The organism is Halorubrum salinum, assembly GCF_024494575.1.
Taxonomy (GTDB): Archaea; Halobacteriota; Halobacteria; order Halobacteriales; family Haloferacaceae; genus Halorubrum; species Halorubrum salinum.
Genome location: NZ_JANHDO010000002.1, coordinates 52,099 through 72,188, shown reverse-complemented (window position 1 = coordinate 72,188; position 20,090 = coordinate 52,099). Strand labels below are relative to the sequence as shown.

The 20,090-nt window shown below is 70.8% G+C and carries 18 protein-coding genes and 1 tRNA gene; 2 read left to right on the top strand and 17 right to left on the bottom strand.

Annotated features, from left to right (window positions below; genetic code table 11):
- Positions 1 to 18: 18 nt before the first annotated feature.
- From npdG to NO930_RS06075, 16 genes are all read right to left on the bottom strand, one after another.
- Positions 19 to 687 (bottom strand): NADPH-dependent F420 reductase, encoded by a 669-nt coding sequence (gene npdG, locus NO930_RS06150; RefSeq protein WP_256402854.1) that lies wholly within the window; start codon positions 685 to 687, stop codon positions 19 to 21.
- Between the two features lie 94 nt (positions 688 to 781).
- Positions 782 to 1,234 carry a thioredoxin gene (gene trxA / locus NO930_RS06145; protein WP_256402853.1) on the bottom strand — a complete coding sequence of 151 codons (453 nt, stop codon included), beginning with the start codon at positions 1,232 to 1,234 and terminating at the stop codon, positions 782 to 784.
- A 59-nt stretch (positions 1,235 to 1,293) separates the two neighbouring features.
- Positions 1,294 to 2,919 (bottom strand): cobyric acid synthase, encoded by a 1,626-nt coding sequence (locus tag NO930_RS06140; RefSeq protein ID WP_256402852.1) that lies wholly within the window; start codon positions 2,917 to 2,919, stop codon positions 1,294 to 1,296.
- Between the two features lie 17 nt (positions 2,920 to 2,936).
- Positions 2,937 to 3,641 carry a cob(I)yrinic acid a,c-diamide adenosyltransferase gene (locus NO930_RS06135; protein ID WP_256402851.1) on the bottom strand — a complete coding sequence of 235 codons (705 nt, stop codon included), beginning with the start codon at positions 3,639 to 3,641 and terminating at the stop codon, positions 2,937 to 2,939.
- Positions 3,638 to 4,471 carry an adenosylcobinamide amidohydrolase gene (locus NO930_RS06130; RefSeq protein ID WP_256402850.1) on the bottom strand — a complete coding sequence of 278 codons (834 nt, stop codon included), beginning with the start codon at positions 4,469 to 4,471 and terminating at the stop codon, positions 3,638 to 3,640. The genes NO930_RS06135 and NO930_RS06130 overlap by 4 nt, the downstream gene beginning before the upstream one ends.
- Complete coding sequence (locus NO930_RS06125) at positions 4,464 to 5,579, bottom strand: aminotransferase class I/II-fold pyridoxal phosphate-dependent enzyme (RefSeq protein WP_256402849.1); 1,116 nt, start codon at positions 5,577 to 5,579, stop codon at positions 4,464 to 4,466. Before NO930_RS06125 ends, NO930_RS06130 begins: the two co-directional genes overlap by 8 nt.
- Before the next feature lie 36 nt (positions 5,580 to 5,615).
- Positions 5,616 to 6,338 carry an NTP transferase domain-containing protein gene (locus tag NO930_RS06120; protein WP_137784675.1) on the bottom strand — a complete coding sequence of 241 codons (723 nt, stop codon included), beginning with the start codon at positions 6,336 to 6,338 and terminating at the stop codon, positions 5,616 to 5,618.
- The gene (locus NO930_RS06115; protein ID WP_256402848.1) at positions 6,338 to 7,192 is read right to left on the bottom strand and encodes an adenosylcobinamide-GDP ribazoletransferase; all 855 of its coding nucleotides are present in this window, start codon (positions 7,190 to 7,192) and stop codon (positions 6,338 to 6,340) included. The genes NO930_RS06120 and NO930_RS06115 overlap by 1 nt, the downstream gene beginning before the upstream one ends.
- Positions 7,183 to 8,256 (bottom strand): CobD/CbiB family cobalamin biosynthesis protein, encoded by a 1,074-nt coding sequence (locus NO930_RS06110; RefSeq protein WP_256402847.1) that lies wholly within the window; start codon positions 8,254 to 8,256, stop codon positions 7,183 to 7,185. The genes NO930_RS06115 and NO930_RS06110 overlap by 10 nt, the downstream gene beginning before the upstream one ends.
- Positions 8,257 to 8,258: 2 nt before the next feature.
- Entirely contained in the window at positions 8,259 to 9,584 is a 1,326-nt protein-coding gene (locus NO930_RS06105) for a cobyrinic acid a,c-diamide synthase (RefSeq protein WP_256402846.1), read from the bottom strand.
- Entirely contained in the window at positions 9,581 to 10,636 is a 1,056-nt protein-coding gene (locus tag NO930_RS06100; RefSeq protein WP_256402845.1) for a nicotinate-nucleotide--dimethylbenzimidazole phosphoribosyltransferase, read from the bottom strand. The genes NO930_RS06105 and NO930_RS06100 overlap by 4 nt, the downstream gene beginning before the upstream one ends.
- 218 nt (positions 10,637 to 10,854) lie before the next feature.
- Positions 10,855 to 11,553, bottom strand: a complete 699-nt coding sequence (locus tag NO930_RS06095; protein ID WP_137783362.1) for an ABC transporter ATP-binding protein — start codon at positions 11,551 to 11,553, stop codon at positions 10,855 to 10,857.
- Positions 11,550 to 12,323: an ABC transporter ATP-binding protein gene (locus NO930_RS06090; RefSeq protein WP_137783361.1), complete on the bottom strand. Its 774-nt coding sequence runs from the start codon at positions 12,321 to 12,323 to the stop codon at positions 11,550 to 11,552. The genes NO930_RS06095 and NO930_RS06090 overlap by 4 nt, the downstream gene beginning before the upstream one ends.
- A complete protein-coding gene (locus tag NO930_RS06085; protein ID WP_137783360.1) occupies positions 12,320 to 13,447 on the bottom strand; it encodes an ABC transporter permease subunit in 1,128 nt (375 codons plus the stop codon). The genes NO930_RS06090 and NO930_RS06085 overlap by 4 nt, the downstream gene beginning before the upstream one ends.
- A complete protein-coding gene (urtB, locus tag NO930_RS06080; RefSeq protein ID WP_241996885.1) occupies positions 13,444 to 14,367 on the bottom strand; it encodes an urea ABC transporter, permease protein UrtB in 924 nt (307 codons plus the stop codon). Before urtB ends, NO930_RS06085 begins: the two co-directional genes overlap by 4 nt.
- Before the next feature lie 72 nt (positions 14,368 to 14,439).
- Positions 14,440 to 15,714 (bottom strand): urea ABC transporter substrate-binding protein, encoded by a 1,275-nt coding sequence (locus tag NO930_RS06075; protein ID WP_256402844.1) that lies wholly within the window; start codon positions 15,712 to 15,714, stop codon positions 14,440 to 14,442.
- 413 nt (positions 15,715 to 16,127) lie between these two features.
- Between NO930_RS06075 and NO930_RS06070 the strand changes: the two genes are divergently transcribed.
- Positions 16,128 to 17,969 (top strand): cation:proton antiporter domain-containing protein, encoded by a 1,842-nt coding sequence (locus NO930_RS06070; protein WP_256403151.1) that lies wholly within the window; start codon positions 16,128 to 16,130, stop codon positions 17,967 to 17,969.
- Between the two features lie 190 nt (positions 17,970 to 18,159).
- Here NO930_RS06070 and NO930_RS06065 read toward each other — a convergent pair.
- Positions 18,160 to 18,232, bottom strand: a tRNA-Arg gene (locus NO930_RS06065).
- Positions 18,233 to 18,538: 306 nt separating this feature from the next.
- On the opposite strand from NO930_RS06065, the gene NO930_RS06060 reads away from it, so the two are divergent.
- Positions 18,539 to 20,011, top strand: coding sequence for a single-stranded DNA binding protein (locus NO930_RS06060; RefSeq protein WP_137783080.1), 1,473 nt, complete (start codon positions 18,539 to 18,541; stop codon positions 20,009 to 20,011).
- Positions 20,012 to 20,090 lie beyond the last annotated feature (79 nt).

Sequence of the window (20,090 nt, the reverse complement as noted above, 5' to 3'; positions counted from 1 at the left end):
CTCGATCGGCCCGGCTCCTCACTCGAAGCGAACGCCGAGGTCGTGGAGCCCGTCGTTGTTCGAGGCGACGTTGATAAGAAGCGGCGTGAGCCCCTCGATCTCGGGAGCGTTGGCGGTCCCGCCGGCGTCGAGCGCGCGCAGTCCGTCGATCCCCTCGGCGACGTCGATCACCGTCTCTTTCGCGTCGTCGTCGTCGCCGATCACGAGCGTGTCGATCCCGAGGTCGGCGTCGAGGTTCGCGAGCCGCGCGGCCGCGAGGTTGTGAAATGCGCCGACGACGTCGACGCCGTCGGGCGCGGCGTCGGCGACGATCCTCGTCACCGAACCGGCACCGGGCTTGTGGTAGTGGAACCCCTCGTCGTCGCGTTTCATGCCGGTCGCCGGGGAAACGAGCACGTCGCCGGGGTCGAGGGCGTCCGCGATCGCCTCCACGGTGTCACCGACGTGGTACGGCGGCACAGCGAGGACGATCACGCGCGCGTCGGCGGCCGCTGCCGCGTTCTCCGCTCCCGCGACCGCGGCGTCGAGCCCGCGACTGTCGAGTTCGGTCGTGTACTCCTCCGCTTTCGTCTCGGCTCTCCCCGCCTCGCGCGAGCCGACGGTGACCTTGTGAGACGTGTCGGCCGCGAGCCGGAGCGCGAGCCCCTGCCCGATGTCGCCGGTGCCGCCGAGTATCGCGATGTGCATACCGATCGTGGGGTCGCTCCGTTCTTAGGGGTTCCGTGACCGGCCGTCCTCGCCACGGTCGAACACGAGCGTGGCGAAGAGTGCCGCGAGCGATTCAGGCGGCCGCGTCGATCGCCGACTCCAGCGACGCCCGATCCTGTGCGCCGACGAGGCGTTCGGTCGGTTCGCCGTTCGCGAAGACGAGGAGCGTCGGGATGCTGCGCGCCCCCACCTGTTGGGCGATCTGCGGGTTCGCGTCGACGTCGACCTTCGCCACCGCGGCGTCGCTCTCTCGCGCGAGCGCCTCGATCGTCGGCTCCATCATCTGACACGGCCCGCACCAGTCCGCATAACAGTCGACGAGCACCACGTCGTACTCGTCTACCGTGCGCTGAAGCGCTGCCGGCCCGTCGATGTCGATCGGGTGGTTCGGCGTCTCTGATCCGGGTTCCTCGTCGATGTCATCGTCCGATCTCCGCTCGCGGAGCTCCCGCAGCTTCCGTTCGCGGATACGCTCTCGCTCGCTCAGTTCCCCGTCACCGTCTCCCGCATCTGCACTGTCGCTCATGCCACAGTATTGGACGTTATAGACAATATACCTTCCGGAGGCGAATCGGCCGGTCACGGTCACCCGAGATCGATCCCCGCGGCGGCGAGGTCGACGTGCTCGGAGACGAGGTCCGCGGCGCGGTCGTACGGGCTCCGCGCGTCGGCGGAGCCGGCGTTAGGGCCGGACGGACGCGACCGTCCCGCCGCGTCGAAGACGGCCTCGACGAACGCGTTCCGGACGTTCGCGTTCTCGAAGAGACCGTGGAGGTACGTGCCGAGGACTCGGGCCGTCGCCGCGCTCTCCGGGCCGAGCGGTCGCGCGACCGCCCCCGTCGGCGACGACCGACCCATGTGGATCTCATAGCCGGTCGCGGTGCCGGTCGCGCCCGCTATCGGACCCGTCCCCCCCGTGTCGACGTCACGAGTCACCCGCTCGACGCGCTTGTCGGTCGAAAAGCGCGTCTCGATCGGAAGGACGCCGACGCCGTCGACCGCCGTGACCGCTCCGGTCCCCTCGATCTCCGCGTTCGTCAACCGCTCGCCGAGCATCTGGTACCCGCCACAGAGGCCAACTATCGGCCCCGAGAACTGTCGGATCGCCTCGTCCATGCCGGCGTCCCGAAGCGCGATCAGGTCGTCGACGGTGTTCTTCGAGCCGGGGATCACGACGGCGTCGGCGTCGGCGAACGGCGACGGAGCGTCGACGTCGGAGGGCGACGCCGTGTCGGCGGTCAGGGACGCCGGGGTGTCAGTCGAGGTCGTCGCGGCGTCGACCGGGACGTACGCGACTCGGACACCCGGCTCGCGTGCCAACGGCTCCAGATCGGTGAAGTTCGAGATGTGGGGGAGCCGCGGGACGGCGATCCGGACCGCCTCGGCGTCGGGAACGCCGTCGTCGTCTCCTCGGACGGCACCGGCGACTCCGTCACCGCTTCCGGTATCCGCCTCGTCCGGCAGCGAGAGGCTGTCCTCGGCGGGAAGGCCGGGGTCGTCGTGGGGAACGACGCCGACGACCGGGACGCCAGTTCGCGATTCGATCTCGTCGATTCCGGACTCCAGCAGGGCGGGGTCGCCGCGGAACTTCGTTATCACCGCGCCGGCGACGCGCTCGCGGACGTCCTCGGGCAGCAGTTCGAGCGTGCCGTAGAGGCTCGCGAACGCGCCGCCGCGCTCGATGTCGACCGCGATCAGGACGTCGGCGTCGGCGAACCGCGCGCACTCGACGTTCGCGAGGTCGCGGTCGTGGAGGTTGATCTCGGCGATGCTGCCCGCGCCCTCCGCGACGATCACGTCGTGGTCGGCCGCCAGCCGACGGTGCGCGTCGACCGCCGCCGCCCGCGCGCGCTCCCAGTGGTCGTCGTAGTACGCGCCGGCGGCGACGGTCGCGACCGCCTCGCCGTCGATCACGATCTGGCTCTCGCCGTCGCCGCGGGGCTTGAGCAGCACGGGGTTCATGTCGGTGGTCGCCGGGACTCGTGCGGCCCGGGCCTGCACGTACTGTGAGACGCCGACCTCGCCCCACTCGCCGTCCGGCGCGAGCGCGACGCGGGCGTTGTTGCTCATGTTCTGCGCTTTGAACGGCGCGACAGAGACGCCCCGACGCGCGAGGTGCCGGCAAACTCCGGCAGCGAGCGTGCTCTTGCCGGCGTGGCTCGCCGTGCCGGCGACGAGGACGGTTCGGGCGTCGGGATCGGGGTCGGACATCAGCGGGTCACCGTCGGTCAGAACTCCGTGCCCCGGCGCGCGCGCTGGCCGTCGTCGAACGGGTGCGCCACCTTCCGGACGTTCGTGATCAGGTCGGCGACGCCGTCGAGGTACGTCGGCTCGTCGTGGCTACCGGTCACGACGAGTTCGAGCCCGTCGGGCTTCGATTCGACGAGGTCTACGACTGCGTCGGCGTCGACGAGCCCGCGGTCGGCCGCGTACAGGATCTCGTCGAGGATCAGCAGGTGGACGCCCGCGTCGGGGTCGCCGTCGAGCGGGAACGGAGTCGAGAGGTCGGCCTCGCGCGCGCCGGCGACGAGCGTCTCCGCCCGCTCGAATGCGGCCCGCGCTTTCGCCTCGTGCTCGCCGTCCGCGGAGCCGTCGAGTAATCCGTGCCAGCCGTAGTGGCCGGCGTTCTCATAGGAGAAGCCCGGCATCGCGGCGATGGCGTTGTACTCGCCGCGGACGGCGTCGACGCTGTCCGCCCCGCCCTTCATGAACTGGAGCATGTGAACGCGGTAGCCGTGTCCGGCCGCCCGGAACCCCATCCCCATCGCCGCCGTCGTCTTCCCCTTTCCGTCGCCCCACCACGCCTGCACGAGGCCGAACTCTTCGGGCGCGGCCGGCGAGATCGGCTCCGGCTCCGGAGCCGCGCCGCCGCCGGGGGACTGGGCGTCGGGGCGTTCGTCGTCGGTACCGTCGTCGTGTGTGTCTGTCGTCATGGGTGGAAAACCTCCGCTCGGCCGTCGGCGACGACGCCGTGTTCGGCGTCGGCCGGCGGCCCGGGAAACTCGTCGTCCGGATACCGCGACCGCAGGCTCGCGCGGACCGCGTCGCGGACGCAGACGCGGGCCGCCGCGCCGACCGGCGTCGCGCTGCCCGAGAAGGATGCCAGATCGCCGGCCGGGTCGTCAGCGACGACCACGGCGTCGCTCGTCGTCCCCGGCACGCCGGCCGTCGCCAGCAGCGTCGCCGCCTTCGCCTCGGCCGCGACGGCGACGAGATTCGCCGCGGCACCGGGCGCGAGCCGTCTCGTCGTCCCGACGATCAGGTTGACCGTTCCGGGTCGGTGCGAGGGGGACTCGGCCGCGTCGGCCGAGGGGGACGGGTCGGCCGCGGTCGTACGGACGGCCTCGGTGGTCGCGTCGTCTCCGGGAGCCATCAGCAGCGTCGCCGGGTTCGAGAGCCCGGCGGTCGCGTACGCGACGACCGGACCGCGGCGCGCGCCGCGGGCGTGTTCCATCGCCACGCCGGTGAACAGCGTGGGCGGGGCGGCGCGGTCGGCGCGGTCGGCGCGGTCAGCGCGATCGGCAGTGGCGTCGCGATCATCGTCGTGGTCGGCGTCGCGGTTGCTCGCCTTCCCGCCGAACCCCGCTCGCGCCAGCCGATCGTCGCGGTACGCCGCGAGGTCGGTCCGGTCGAACCCCTCGGGCACCGAGACGTTGTAGGCCGCGTCCCCCCGGGATCGTCCCCCGGCCCAGCCGGTCGAGAGCCAGCGCGTCCCCGGCCGACGCAGCCGGAGGACGCCCTCGCTGACGGTCGCGTCAAACACCGTCGTCCACCTCCCGAGACGGGGTGTCGCCGCGGTCGACGAGGGCGGCGTCGCGATCATCGTCGTAGTCGGCGTCGACCCCGAGCGCCGCGAGCAGCCGGTCGTTCTCTGCCGGGCGGCGGACCGCGACGCGGACGTGCGAGTCGAGCCCGCGGAAGGTGGTCGCGTCGCGGACCGCGACGCCGCGCTCCCGGGCCGTCGCGACGACCTCGGCGACGGAGCGGTCGGCGGCGTCGCCGTCATCGCCGCCACCTCCCACGTCGACGAGCAGGAACGGGGCGTTCGAGGGCGCGACCGCGTACCGCGTCCGGAGGGCGTCGCGAAGCCGCTCGCGCTCGGTCCGCACGCGGTCGCGGGTCTCTCGGACGAACTCGTCTCGTCGCATGCAGTGCGCTCCGGTCGCGAGCGCCGGCGCGCTTACGTTCCACGCGCGCCGCGCGCCGCGCAGCGCCGCGCCGAGGTCGCCGGTCGCGACGGCGAAACCCGCCCTGATCCCGGGGAGCCCGAACAGCTTCGTGAGCGAACGGGCGACGATCACGCCGTCGGTCCCCGCGAGCGAGGGGCGGTCGGTGAACCCGCGGAACGCCTCGTCGACGAGAAGTGGAGTGTCGGCCGCCCGACAGCGCGCCGCGAACCGCTCCAGCGAGTCGGGGTCGTAGTCCGTTCCCGTGGGGTTGTTCGGCGCGCAGACGACGGCGAGCGCGTGGTCCCCGGGGTCGGCGTCGAGGATCGACTCCGGGGAGACGAAGGCGGGGTCACCGCCCTGCAGCCGGATCTCGCGTGCGTACTCGCCGAAGCTCGGCGCGGGCACGAGGGCGGTGTCGCCGTCGTCGACCGCGAGCGACACGGCGAGCCGGATCGCCGCGAGCCCGCCGGGAGTCGGCACCACCGCGTCCGGATCGCAGTCGACGTACGCGGCCGCCGCCCGCCGGAAGTCTGCGGGCGGCTCCGGCGGATAGGTTCGCGCCGCGTCGAACGCCTCGCGGTAGACGGCCTCGACGCCGTCGGGAACCAGCGGGTTCGTGTTCGCCGAGAAGTCGATCAGGTCGGGGTCGTCGCTGCTCCCGTGGGGCGCGCGGTCGAGGTCGGCGGCTCGGTCGAAGTGCATGGCGTGGGTGGTGAGTCAGTCGGTGGAAACGGCGTGTCAGCGAGTCGTCTGCCCCTCCGCGAGGAGCGCCTCGGCGATCCGGACGTCCGACGGGTAGTTGACGTTGACGGCGAGCCGGCGATCGTCGGTGAGGTGGACGGCGTCGTCGAGGGGGTCGTCGCCGGGCGCGTCCGCGCCGTCGCCAGCGACGCCACGGAGGCCGCCCACGACGTTGATCCCCGCCGGGATAACGGCGCGGCCCTCGACTTCGAACGGGTCGTCCGCGCTGACGCCGAGGTCGCGCTTTCGAGCCGCGGGCACGCAGACCGTAAGCGAGGGCGACGCGGCCGATTCGGCGGCGTCGAGCACGCGGTCGACCGCCTCGCCGTCGAGAAGCGGGAGGTCCGCGGCGACGGTGAGCACTGGGGGATCGGCGGTGTCGATATCGGCGTCGGCGGCGGCGGCGGCCGTCTTGGCGTCTGCGGCCGTCTCGGCGTCGGCGGCGTCGCCCACGCCAAGCGCGTACCGGAGGTCGGGGACGTACCCGTCGCCCGGAGCGTCGACGATCCGGAGGTCGGTATCCGAGTCTCCGCGCGCCGCGGCGCGCTCCGCGAGGTGCGACCGCGTCGCGGTCGCGTGCGGCGAGACCACGGCGTGTACCCGCTCGATCCGGCTCTCGGCCAGCGCCGCGAGCACGCGGCCGACCATCGGCCGCCCCGCGACCGTGACAAGCGGCTTCTCCGCGTCGCCGCCGAGACGCGTCCCGCGGCCGCCACACATCAGAAGCGCGTCCACGCGATCACCCCCGCGTGTAACGCGGCGACGCGCGCCAGCTCGGTCGTCGCGCCCAGCACGTCGCCGGAGATCCCGCCGAGCCGCCGCGCGCTCCACCGACAGAGCGCGGCGGCCACCCCGAACGCGGCGACGAACGCGACGGCGACGAGAGCCACGGCCGAGGAACCGACGGCCGCCCACGCGAGGGCCGCTGCGGGGGTCGCGACGACGAGGACGGCGAGCGCGTCGCGGGGGGCGACCCCGTCGGCGAGCGCCGATCCGAGCCCCTCGTGGGCGGCGTCGCCGACGCAGACGAGCGTCGCCGTCGCGGCCTTCGCTCCCACCTCGGCGAGGACGACGATCGCGACCGCGGCGGCCGGGGCGGCCGAGGGGGCGGGCGACGACCCGGCGACCGGGGTGACGGGAGACGATCCGGCGATCCGCGCTAGCGACAGCCCGGCGGTCGCGAGTCCGAGGAGGACGAGCGTGAGCGCGACGGTGCCGCCGACGCCGAGCGCGGCGTCTTTCAACACCTCACGGCGCGCGTCGGCGTCGCCGTGGACGACCGCGGCGTCTCCGAGGTCCGCCACCCCGTCGAGGTGGGTGATCCCCGTCAGCGCGTAGACGCCGACGACGAACCCGAGCGCCGCCGTCGGCGCGGGCACGGGAGCGAGGAGCGGCAGGGCGACGAGCGCGCCGACGAGGTAGCCGACGGCCGGGAGGCTCCACGGCGACCGCGAGAACGCCTCCCACGCGGCCGCGTCGCTGCCGACCGGGATCCGGGTGAGGAAGCCGAGCGCGCCCCGGAGCGCGGCGGGGGCGTCTCGCAGGGCGGCGGCGAGAGCGGCGATCAGAGCCACGCCGTCACCCCCGAGAGCGCGAGCAGCCACCCGGCCGCGACCGCGACCGCGACGCCGCCGCCCACCGCGACGAGCCGCGCCGCGCGCTCGGCGTCGGCCGGGGTCGGTGGGTCGACGGCGGGGTTGAGCGCGTAGTTCCCGGGTTTTTCGAGCCGCACGCCGAGAGCGGCCGCGCCGGTCGCCATCGGCCAGCCCGAGTTCGGCGAGGCGGGCTCGCGGGCCCACGGGCGGGCGCGCCGGAGGACGCCGATGGGGGAGCCGCCGACCGAGAGCGCGGCGACGGCGAGACACCCGGCGCTCGCGCGGGCGGGGAGGTACATGGCGAGGTCGTCGAGCCGCGCGCTCGCCCCGCCGACCGGCTTCGTCCGGTAGCCGAGCATGGAGTCGAGCGTGTTCACCCCCTTGACCCAGACCGCGGCGGAGACTCCGAGCGGGAGGACGAGCGAGGTCGAGAGCGCGGCTCCGGTCGGCGCGGCGAACGCGTCGAGAACCGCGCCGACCGCCGCGCCGACCGCGAACCACCACAGCGGAGCGACGAACCCGTCTGCGAGGTTCTCCGTCGCGCTCTCGACGGCCGCGCTCCGGATCTCGGCCGGCGAGAGCGCCGACGGGTCGCGGCCCACGAGCGCCCGGACCGACTCGCGGGCGGCGGCCGGGTCCGTCTCGGTCGCGGCGACCACGTCCGTCGTGACGTCGAGCAGCATCCGGAGGCTCACGCTCGCGGAGAGGACGACGGCCGCGACGGCGATGGCGAGGACCGAACTCCCGGCCGCCCGAGGGCCGAACTCCGCCGCGACCGCGACGAGGCCGCCGAGGGTCGCGGCGGCCGCGAGCGGGAGCGCGACCGCGACCGCGACGCCGACGAGGCGAGGGCGACTCCACTCGCGGTCGACGCGGCCGACGAGCGAGCCGAACCACGCGACCGGGTGGAGACGGCTCGGAGGCTCTCCGGCCGCGAGGTCGGCCGCGACGGCGAGCGCGAGCGCGGCGATCGCGGGGGCGACCGAAGCGAGGGCAGAGGCGGGAGGGGCGAGCGCGGGGCCGAGATCGGAGGCGGGCGACATCGTCACAGCCCGTCGAGGAACGCGTCGAACGCCCCGCTCTCGGGGTGGAGGTGGCAGTACGTCCCGAGCGTTCGGCCTTCGATCAGCCCGTCGTGTTCGCCGTCGATGCCGGTCCCGCGCTCGACGTCGAAGGCGAACCGCGCATCGGAGTCGACCTCGGCCGACGAGTAGTGGAACTCGTGGCCGCGGCGCGTCTCGCCCGACGCGGCGGTCGGCGCGTCCCGGGTCGCGAGCAGGTCGACGTGGTCGAGCGCCTGATACCGCTCGCGCATCGTCACGTCGGCCGGGAGCGCGCCCGCCATTCGGTGCGTGTCGCCGTCGACGGTCGTCAGCGACTCGGCGAGCGTCATCAGCCCGCCGCACTCGCCGAGTACCGGCGTCCCGTCCGCGGCCGCGTCGGCGACGTCGGAGAGCCCCGGGGCCTCAGCCAGCGCCGCGGCGTGGTTCTCCGGGTAGCCGCCGGGGAGGTAGACGCCGTCGCAGGCGGGAAGCGGGTCGCCCGCGGTCGGCTCGAAGGTGATCACGGTCGCGCGCTCGCGCAGCCGTTCGACGGTAGCCGGGTAGACGAACCGGAAGGCGTCGTCGCGGGCGAGCGCGACGCGCGGGCGGTCGCCGGCGGCCGCCTGCGCGTCGGAGGTCGCAGCCGCGTCGGGGGAGTCGGCGACCGGCGTCGGTTCCCGGGCGGCTTCGACGAGCCGCTCGGTCCGGATCCCCTCGGCGGCCGCGTCGAGCGCGTCCTCTGAGAGGGGCGACTCCTCGCCCATGTGGAGCCCGAGGTGTCGCTCCGGGATCTCCAGGTCGTCGCGCGGCGGTATCCGGCCGAAGTACGTCATCTCGTCCGGGAGCGCCTCGCGAATCCCCCGGGCGTGCCGGCCGCCGTGGGCGCGCTGGGCGATCACGCCGACGACGTCGACGTCGCGGCCGGCGCGCTCCGCGTACGTCCGAAAGCCGAGCGCGGTCGCGGCGACGCTCTCCATGCCCGCGCTCGCGTCGACGACGAGCACCACCGGGAGGTCGAGCGCCTCGGCGACGGCGGCCGTGCTCGACTTGTCGCCGTCGTACAGTCCCATGACGCCCTCGACGACGCAGATGTCTCCCTCACCGCGGGCGTAGTTCCGGCGGAGCCCCGCCTCGCCCTGCAGCCACAGGTCGAGCGTGCGCGAGGGCCGCCCCGTCACCTGCGCGTGGTGGCTCGGGTCGATGAAGTCCGGCCCCGCCTTCGCCGGCTGGACCGCGTGGCCGGCGTCGGAGAGCGCGCGGATCGCCGCGAGCGCGGCGACGGTCTTGCCCACGCCCGAGCTGACGCCGCCGAGGACGACTCCCCTCATCGCGTGCCCCCGACCGCGTCCGCGGCCTCGCGCTCGGCCAGCAGCCGGTCGGTGATCGCCGCGACGCGGTCTCGCACGGCCGCAGTCGAGACGTCCGCGCGGTCGGCGAGCGCCAGCGCGCCGCCCATGCCGACGCCCTCCTTCGCCTCTCCGCGGGCGTACGCCGCCATCGCTGGATGGTCGCTCGACCCGAACTCGGGGTCGGTGGCGGTAACGGAGAGATCGAGGTCGCCGGCGAGTTCCGCCACGTCCGCGGTCGGATCGTCCGCGACGAACGCCGTCGTCGCGAGCGGTAGCCGGCGGTCGACGCCGGCGTGGCGCGCCAGCGCCGCGACCGCGGCCAGCTGGGTGCCGCCCGCGAGCGTCACGTCCCTCCCGGCGTCGAGCGCGCCGACGACCAGTCCGGCGGCGGCGGCGAGCACCGGATCACCCATCAGCCGCACCGCGTCGAGGGGATCGCCGGCGGCGTCGCCGGGGGCGAGACCGCTCGCCGCGAGCCCCTCCTCGACGACCGCGCGCTTCCGTTCGAGCGGGTTGGCCGCGAGCGACGAGGAGACGACCGGACGCTCGCCGAGCGCGGTCAACACGCCGAGCGCGGTGGTCGTGCCGCCCGGGATCGTCTCGGCGACGAGGAGCTCGTCGGACGCTCCCGGGCCGTCCTCGTCGGCGACGATCTCGGGAGCCGTTTCTCGTGCGTTCTCGAAGACTGCGGCGGCGTCCGGAACCGGCTCGGGGTCGCGCACGTCGCCGCCGGGAGAAGCACCGACGCCGCGGACCGGCGCGTCGGTCGGGACCGCGAGTCCGGCGTCGACGCCGACGACGTCGAACCCGACGCGCTCTCTGACCGCCCGGGTTATCACCGCCGGGGTCGGGCAGCCGGACGGGCTGACGGGGACCGGCGAGTCGGGCGCGGGACGACCGTCGGCGACGATCTCGAGGTCGGCGCTCGGCGTGTGCGTCCGCAGTTCCGGGTCGGCGCCGGCGGCGCTTATCCCGTCGATCGCGGCCGTCTCAGTGGTCCCGGCGACGACGACGAGCGTCACGTCGGACACGCCGCACCTCCGCCTCGCCCCTCGGGGCGGCCGCGGTCGCATGTCCGGTGTCGGCGGCCGTCGCCTGCGGTCGGGTCGAACATATCCACTAGCGGTTGGTTAGCACAAGCGGACTTTAATCGATCGGGTCGCGGGCTCGGCGGTCGCGTCGGCGGGAGGACCGCAGTTCGGCTCGTCACGCGTTCGAACGGCGAGCACCGGTCGCGAACCGACGGGAGTCAAACGACGAGGTACTCTTCGAGCCGCTCGCGGTCGCGGACGCCGTCGGCGTCGATCTCGTCGACGATCGTCCCGTGGTCGATCGCGTAACACCGCTCCGAGAGACCCTGGATCACGGAGAGGTTCTGTTCGACGAACAGTATCGTCGTCCCGAACTCCTCGTTTATCCGTTCGAGGTCCGACGTGATCGACTGGACGATCGACGGCTGGACCCCTTCGGAGGGCTCGTCGACGACCAGCAGGTCGGGGTCGCCGACGAGCGCGCGCCCGATGGCGAGCATCTGCTGTTGTCCGCCGCTCATCGTCCCGGCGTCCTGGTCCGCGCGCTCTTCGAGGATCGGGAAGTAGTCGTACACCTGCTCGTAGCGAGTCTCGTCGCTGTCGCCGATCCCCTCGCCGATCGTGAGATTCTGCTCCACGGTCAGCCCCGGGAACACGTCGCGGCCCTGCGGCACGTAGCCGATGCCGCTGCGGGCGTGGACGTCCGCGGGCTCGTGGGTGAGGTCGGTCCCGTCGACGCGGACGGTCCCGGCCTCGGGGTCGAGAAGCCCCATGATCGCCTTCAGCAGCGTCGTCTTACCGACGCCGTTCCGACCGACGATACCGACGATCTCGCCGTCGTTCACGGTGAGGTCGACGTCCCGGAGGATCGGCGTGCCGCCGTATCCGGCGTCGAGGCCGGCCACCTCGAGCGTCACGCGTTCTCACCCAGGTAGATCCGGCGGACGTCCTCGTCGGCTTCGATCTCCTCTATCGGTCCCTCCCGGAAGATCTCGCCCTGATTCAACACCGTGACGCGGTCCGAGATCTGACGGACGAAGTCCATGTCGTGTTCGACGACGAGGAAGGTCATCCCGTCGTCGTGCAGCGAGCGGATCAGCGAGGCGATGTCGGCCGTCTCGTCGACCGACATGCCCGCGACGGGCTCGTCGAGGAGCATGAGCGTCGGGTCGAGCGTCACCGCCATGCCGATCTCCAGCCGCTGTTTCTCGCCGTGAGAGAGGTCGCTCGCCGGTTCCCCTCGCTTGTCCGCGAGCGCGATCCGGTCGAGGGTCTCGGCCAACACCTGCGCGGTGTCGCGGTCCGTCCGCTGGAGCGGCACCTGGAGGTTCTCTTCGACGGAGAGGTTCTCGTAGACGTGCGGCGACTGGAACTTGACGCTGATCCCGGTGTCGATCCGGTTGTGCGTGTCCATGTCGGTGAGGTCCGTCCCGTCGAAGTAGATGTCCCCCCCGCTGGGCGAGAGCTGGCCCGTGATCAGTTCGAGCAGGGTGCTCTTGCCCGCGCCGTTCGGTCCGATCAGACACCGCACCTCACCTTCCTCGACCGAGAAGTCGACGCTGTCGACCGCGGTCAGTCCGCCGAAGTTCTTGGTGAGTCGCTTGGTGGCCAGTACCGTGCTCGTCGCGCCGCCGGTCGCGGCGACCGCCGGCTTCTGTCTGACGTTGATGTCCTGTGGTGTGCTCATTCGGTTGGTTCCTCCGTCGCCGCGGTCGACTGCGACCGCTCGGAGCGTTTCTCGCGCAGTTCGTCCGTGAGGTCGGCGAGCCTCGGCACGACGCCGGCCGGTAAGAAGAGGATGACGCCGAGCAGGAGCCCGCCGACGATCACGAGCGCCCACTCGGAGCCGATCGGGCCGATCCCGCTCGACAGCCCGGTCCGCATGCGCTCTATCGCGAGCGTCGCGCCGATCGCCCCGAGCAGCGACTCCCGGCCGCCGACGCTGACCCAGACGACGGGAAGGGCGGCGAAGGCGATCCCGAAGACGCTCGGGTCGATGTAGTTGCCCCAACTGGCGTAGAAGACGCCGCCGACGGCGGCCAGCGCGCCGCCGATCGTGAACACGACGAGCTTCACGAACGGCACGTCGTAACCGAACGTCGTGGTCCGCGCCTCGTCCTCGCGGACGGCGACCATCGTCATCCCGAACTGCCCGTTGACGAGGACGCGGAGCCCGAGGTACGACGCGACGAGCGCGACGAGCAGCGCGTAGTAGAGCCCGACGCCCTCCAACACCAGCGCGGTCTCGCCGACGCCGAGCGTGAGGCTCGGAATGTCCGTCATGCCGTTGAACCCGCCGAGCTGCGCCGCGCCGACGGCCCACTCGCTGCCCGCGGTCTGGGCCATGAACGTGTTCAACACCAGCGCGACGACGAGCGTCATGATCGTGACGTACGTCTCCCGCACGCCGCCGTAGAACATGAAGTAGCCGAGCAGCGCCGCGCTCAGCGTCCCGGCGAGCACCGCCCCGACGATGGCGACTCCGACGCCCACGGTCGACGAGAGGTTGATCCCGATGATGCCGAACGCGTAGGCCGCGATGCCGAAGAAGGCGACCTGCCCGAAGCTCAACACGCCCGCGTACCCCCAGATGAAACAGAGGCTTAAGGCGAGAAACGAGAGCGCGAGGTAGCGCGAGCTCTGGATGATCGTGTACGGATCGGTCGTGAACGGGTAGACGGCGAGCGCCGCGACCGCGACCGCGAAGCCGACCCAGAACGCGGGCGAGTCGCCGATCGTGTTCGGCCCTTCGAGCCGGTCGCGAACGCGTCCGAGCAGCGACGTCGAGCCGCCGTCGAGGGAGCCGCTCATTCCTCGGCCCTCCGGCGCTGTTGCCAGTCATCGAGGTATCCGGAGATCCCGTTCGGAAGCGCGCGCAGGGCGACGATGGCGACGAGTAACAGCAGCATCTGTCCGATGAACGTCCCGAACAGGAAGCTCCCGGTCGCGTTGAAGACGCTGAGGACGCCGGCGGCCGACAGGGTGCCGACGATGACCGACGGCCCGCCGACGACGACCGCGACGAACGCCTCGACCAGGAACGTGCTCCCCCGGTTCGGCGTGATCGATCCCAGCGCGGGCGCGTAGAGCGCGCCGGTTAGCCCGGCGAGCGCGGAGCCGATGGCGAACGTGACCGTGTACATCCGGTCCGTGTCGATCCCCATCGCTCGGGCGGTCTCGGGGTCCTCGATCGTGGCCCGCGCTTTGATCCCGAACTCGGTTCGAGTGAACAGCGCGTAGAGCCCGACGAGGACCGCGACCGCGACGAGCGGCAGGAAGACGCTCCGGTAGATCGACGACGAGAACGGCCCGTACGCCACGCTGCCCATCGGGGCCGAGATGCTGTCGAGACTCGACCCGAACACGATCAACAGCAGCTGTGAGACGACGAGCGCAAGCCCCCAAGTCGCGACCATGGAGTCGAGCAGTCTGTCGTAAAACCGGTTGACTATCGTGCGCTCGACGAGGACGCCGAACACCGTCGCGGCGACGACGCCGCCGATCATCGCGACCGGGAGCGGCACGCCCGCGTGGAACGGCAGCGCGGTGCCGTAGACGCCGATCAGGATGAACTCGCCGTGCGCGAGGTTGATCACGCCCATCATCCCGAAGATGATCGCCAGCCCGACGGTCGCGAGGACGATGAATCCGAAGCTGTTCAGAAACTGGAACAGCAGCGCGATCAGGCTGTACGCCGAGAACGTCAGCGGGGCGGCCGTCGCCGCGATCACGGCGTCCCTCCGGGGCGTGGGCCCACGCTAGTTCCGTGCCGACGGTTCGAGTCGCCGGTGTTCGCGACGCGCTCAGACATCGTAAACATCGCTCGGAACGTACTGGGTCGTTTTGTCTTCCTCGCGGAGGTCACAGCCGTCGCCGCCTTCGACCTCCTCGCGGAGGAAGCTCGGCCCGATGCGCTCGTTGTTGGCGAACGAGATGTCGTGGTTCTCGTCGGCGCGGGCGACCCGCATCTCGTGTTCCATGTGGTGCGTCGCACCGTCCAGCGTGAGATCGCCCGAGGGGGCGCTGATGTCGCGGCCCTCTTCGAGCACGCTGATGACCTCCTGTTGGTCGAAGGTGCCGGCCTCCTCGACGGCCTGCGCCCACAGGTACACCGAGAAGTAGTTGTTCTGGGCCTCCTGGTTGAGGTAGTTCGCGTCCGGCCACCGCTCGTAGAAGTCCTCGACGAAGTTCTCGCCCTCGCGGAGGTCGCCCAGCTCCTCCATGTAGCTCACGCCGGCGTAGACGTTCGTGAGCGCCGGCGGGTCGTACCGGATGTGCTCGTGGCCCTGCGCCATCGCGGTCGAGGTGCCGATCGGGATCGATTCGAGGTTGTTGGTCGCCCGCTGGGCGTAGAAGTTCTCGTGGTTCGCTCCCACGAGCATCGACATGATGAAGTCCGGCTCCTCGTCCTGAATGCGGTTGATGACGGACGAGAAGTCGGTCTCGTCGAGCGGGATGTACTCCTCGCCGACGATGTTGTAGTCGTTCTCCTGTGCGAGGACGTTCACCCAGTCGCCCGACAGCTGGCCGAAGTTGTAGTCGGCCGCGATGATGTAGATGTCCTCGCCGAACTCCTCGGCGAGGTACGGCGTCACGATCCCGAGCTGCTGGCGCGCGGTCGCGCCGACCGGGAAGATCGTGTTGTCGCAGACGCCGCCCTCGTACTGGGTCGTGTAGAAGTACAGCTGCTCGTTCTCGTTTATGATCGGGCGGATGGCCTCGCGAGTCGCAGAGGAGTAGCCGGCCCAGAGCGCGTCGACCTCGTCCTGTAAGATGAGCCGCTCCGTGAGCTCCTGGTACCGCGAGTTGTCTGACTGCGGGTCGGGGTCGACGATCTCGATCTGCTCGCCGAGGAGCCCGCCGTTCTCGTTTATCTCCTCGATCGCGAGCCGGGTCGCCTGCCACTTCGAGGTCCCGTTGAGCTGGAAGTTCCCGGACCGGTCTTCGAGGATGCCCACGGTCGGTCCGCCACCGCCGCCACCGCCGCCACCGCCGCCAGAACAGCCCGCGAGCGAGACGCCGAGCGCGGTCGCGCCGGACGCCAACACCGAACGCCGCGACAGCGATTCGTGCGTCATTCGAGCATCCCCCGAACGGCCGAAGATTTTTGAATAGATACAACGCGATTGGCGAGTTTCCAAAGCGATTGTCCGCTCATATCGACACTCATCCGGTGATAATGGAATTATAAAAGACCTTCCTCGAATGTCTTCATCAGAGGGAATATACTTAGAGGACACACATCGTGGTAATATTAGATTATATATTGAATAGTAGTCGAATTATAGAGCAGACACGAGGAAGTAACACAGACATCTGAGATAAAACGGTTGCAAACTGGCTGTTCGCCGATCTGCGCTGACGGGGGCGTCGAGCACGGACGAGAGTGGGAGGCGACTCCGGACGGATTCGTGCCGTCGGTTCGTGTGAGCAACCAGTACACCTATCCAGCGGGAGCGACGTAACCGAAGTAGACGTGTCGAGCAGCCTACTGCCGGTTATCGCGACGATACTGGTCTCGGGGCTCGCGGTGCAACTGCTCGCGCACCGCCTTCGGGTCCCGAGTGTCATCTTTTATCTCGCTATCGGCGTGGTGTTGGGACCGGAAGTGCTGGGGGTCGTGACGCTCGAAACGTTCGGGAGCGGCCTGGAGATCATCGTCGGCCTCAGCGTCGCGATCATCGTCTTCGAGGGGGCGTTCGCCCTGGAGCTCGATCGAATCCGGCGCGCGTCCACGGTGTCGCTCCGGCTCGTGACGGTCAGCGCCCTCGTGATGTTCCTCGGGACGGCGGTCGCGGTCCGGACCTTCGAGGGGGCGAGTTGGGAGATCGCGCTGCTCGTCGGCGCGCTGCTCGTGGCGACCGGACCGACCGTCATCACGCCGATACTCGGCGTCGTCCGCGTCAGAGACCACGTCGCGACCGCCCTCGAAACGGAGGGCATAATCAACGACGTGACCGCCGCGATCGTCGCGGTGGTCATCTTCGAGACGCTGCTTCTCGACGACCTCGGCGTCCAAGCGACGGTCGGTGCCTTCCTCCAGCGGTTCGGCGTCGGCGTGGCGGCGGGCGTGCTGGCGACGGCGACAATCTACCTCCTCTTGGAGAGCGACTTCGTCCCGGAGCGGGACGTGCAGGCCTCGCAGTTCCTCGTGTTGGCGGCTGCGGTCGGGTCGTTCGCGGCCGCGGAAGTCGTCGCCGCCGAGGCCGGGATCGCGGCCGCGGCGACGAGCGGAATGCTGCTCGGGAACCTCGATATCGACAACCGCGAGGAGATCGAGCGGTTCGCACAGAACACGACGCTCATCGTGCTGTCGTTCGTCTTCATCTCGCTCGCCGCGCTCATCGACGTGGCCGCGATCCGCAGCCTCGGCCTCGGCGCGGTCGCGCTCGTGGCCGTCATCATGCTGGTGCTCCGGCCGCTCGGCGCGTTCATCGCGACCGCCGGCGTCGAACGGTTCACCCGGGCCGAGCGGCTGTTCATCGCGAGCGTCGGTCCCCGCGGAATCATCCCGGCGAGCGTGGCCACGCTGTTCGCGATCGAGTTGGAGCTGGCGGGGAACCTCGCGGCCGGGCAGCTTCTCGTCGGGACGGTGTTCGCCGTCATCTTCGCGACGGTCGCGATCGAGGCCGGGCTCGCGCGACAGATCGGCGACGTTCTCGGAGTGACACCAATGCGCACGATAATCGTCGGCGGCGGTCGGGTCGGCCGAGCGCTCGCCACACGACTGGAGAATCGCGGCGAGTACGTCGTCATCGTCGAACACGACGACGACGAACTCGAACGAACGCGGGCGGAGGGGTTCACCGTGTACGAGGGCGACGGCAGCGACGCGGAGACGCTGCGCGGCGCGCGCGTCGACGAGGCGAAGCGGTTCGTCGCGACGACGGCGGACGACGACATCAACCTGCTCGCCTGCCAGCTCGCGAAGACGAAGTTCGGCGTCGACGCCGTGTACGCCCGGGTGAACGACCCGACGAACGTCGACGCCTTCGAGAGCGTCGGCGTGACGCCGATCGACTCGGCGACGGCGACGGCGGTGGCGATCGACGACGAGATCGAGCGGCCGGCGCTGGCTCACTGGATGAACGAACTCGGCGACGACCACGACGTCCAGGAAGTCGCCGTGACCGCCGGGGGTATCGCCGGCAAGACGATCCGAGACCTCAACTCGGAGATCCCCGACGGGGCGTTCGTCGCCGTCGTCAGCCGAGACGGGGAGAACCACGTCCCGTCGGCCGACCGCGTGATCGAACGCGGCGACCGCGTCACGTTCGTCGGCGACGCCGGCGCGGTCAAGCGGGCGATGAACCGGTTCCATCCGCACGATTAACATCGCGACTCGCTACGCTCGCCGTTTGGTGCCTCGAAAAACGTCCTGACGGAGTCCTGCGCGAGCGGTGCGAGGGCGACCGAAGGGAGCCCCCGAAGGTGAGCGGCGAAGCCGCGAACGAGCGAGCGCAGGGCACGTTAGGGCGTGAACGCAGCGGCTGTCGAACGAAGTGAGACAGCCGCAAGGTGAACGTCCTGACGGAGATTTGAACTCCGGTCCCTGGCTCCGCAAGCCAAGAGGATAGTCCACTACCCTACCAGGACTCAATACGACGTATCGCGGTGGAACTTAAGACGGTTACGGTCCGTGTGTCCTGTGGCGAACGGTCGCACGCGCCGTGGGTCGGGGCGCTGTCAGAGACGGAGACCGGTGCGGCAGCCGGCGGGCACGAGTCGTCGGAGCCGGACTGCACACCTTTTGTATCGGCGGGAACCACGAACGGGTATGACGAGGCTTCGATCCGCGAGAACGACGCCGCGGAGGGGACCGAGACCGGAGAGTCGTTCGGCCGCGAGACCCCGGCAAGGACAACGCTTATCGGCGGGCTCGACAACCGAGGGGGTACGCGTATGGGAGTGATAGAGGACGTCTACGAGGATCTCGACACCGACGTCGAGTTCGAGGAGTTCGAGGCGGCCGTGGAGGACAAAGTCGAGCAGATGGGCGGGCTCGCAGACGACGAGACCGCCGCGATGCTCATCGCCCACGAGCTCCGCGACGAGGAGGCCGACACGATAGCCGACATCGAACCCGGCATGAACGACGTGAAGTTCCTCGGGAAGGTGACGTCCATCGGCGACGTCCGGACGTTCGACCGCGACGACGAAGACGCCGAGGAGGGGCGCGTCTGCAACATCGACGTGGCCGACGCCTCCGGTTCGGTCCGGGTGGCGCTCTGGGACGACATGGCGGCGGCGGCCCAAGACGAACTCGAAGTCGGGCAGGTCCTCCGCGTGATGGGCCGACCGAAGGAGGGGTACAGCGGGCTCGAAGTGAGCGCCGACAAGGTCGAGCCCGACGAGGACGCCGAGGTCGACGTGCAGGTGCTCGACACCTACCGCGTCGAGGACCTCTCGCTCGGAGCCTCCGACGTCGACCTCGTCGGGCAGGTTCTCGACACGGACGCGGTCCGGACGTTCGACCGCGACGACGGCAGCGAGGGCCGGGTCGCCAACCTCACCGTCGGCGACGAGACCGGCCGAGTCCGGGTCACCCTGTGGGACGACAAGGCCGACCTCGCAGACGAGTTCGGAGCCGGCGAGGTCGTCGAGATCGGCGACGGCTACGTCCGCGAGCGCGACGGGGACTTGGAGCTACACGTCGGCGATCGCGGGACCGTCGATCGCGTCGACGAGGACGTGGAGTACGTCCCGGAGACGACGGAGATCGCCGGCCTGGAGATCGGCGAGACCGTCGACATCGGCGGCGGGGTCATCGAGACGGACCCGAAGCGGACGTTCGACCGCGACGACGGCAGCGAGGGACAGGTCCGGAACGTCCGTATCAAAGACGAGACGGGCGAGATCCGCGTCGCACTCTGGGGCGACAAGGCCGACCGCGACATCGATCTGGCCGACCGCGTCGTCTTCACCGACGTGGAGATCCAAGACGGGTGGCAAGACGACCTCGAAGCGTCGGCGAACTGGCGGTCGACGGTCGCCGTGCTCGACGGAGAGGCGAGCGCGACGACGGACGGCGCGGCGTCGAACGGGTCGGAGGGCGGCGGGAGTTCGAGCGAGAGCGAAACCGGCCTCGACGCGTTCGGCGGCGCTGCCGACGAGGGGGACGCCGGAACGGCAGCTGACAGCGTCGCAGATGGTGGAGCCGCCGACGGCGGCGCAGCGGCCGCAACGACGGAGCGCGCGGAGGGGGACGAGGTCGAGTTCACCGGGACGGTCGTCCAGACGGGCGATCCGGTCGTGTTAGACGACGGTCAACGGACCAAACGCATCGAGACGGACGCGAACCTCCGGCTCGGCGAGGAGGTCACCGTCCGCGGGACGGAGCGAGAGGGGACGATCCAAAGCGAGGACGTGTTCTGATCGGTCGGTGAGGCGAATCGGTGTGAAACGGATCGACGCCGATCGCGGGAGACACGGCTAACGGAAAGCGTTATACGGT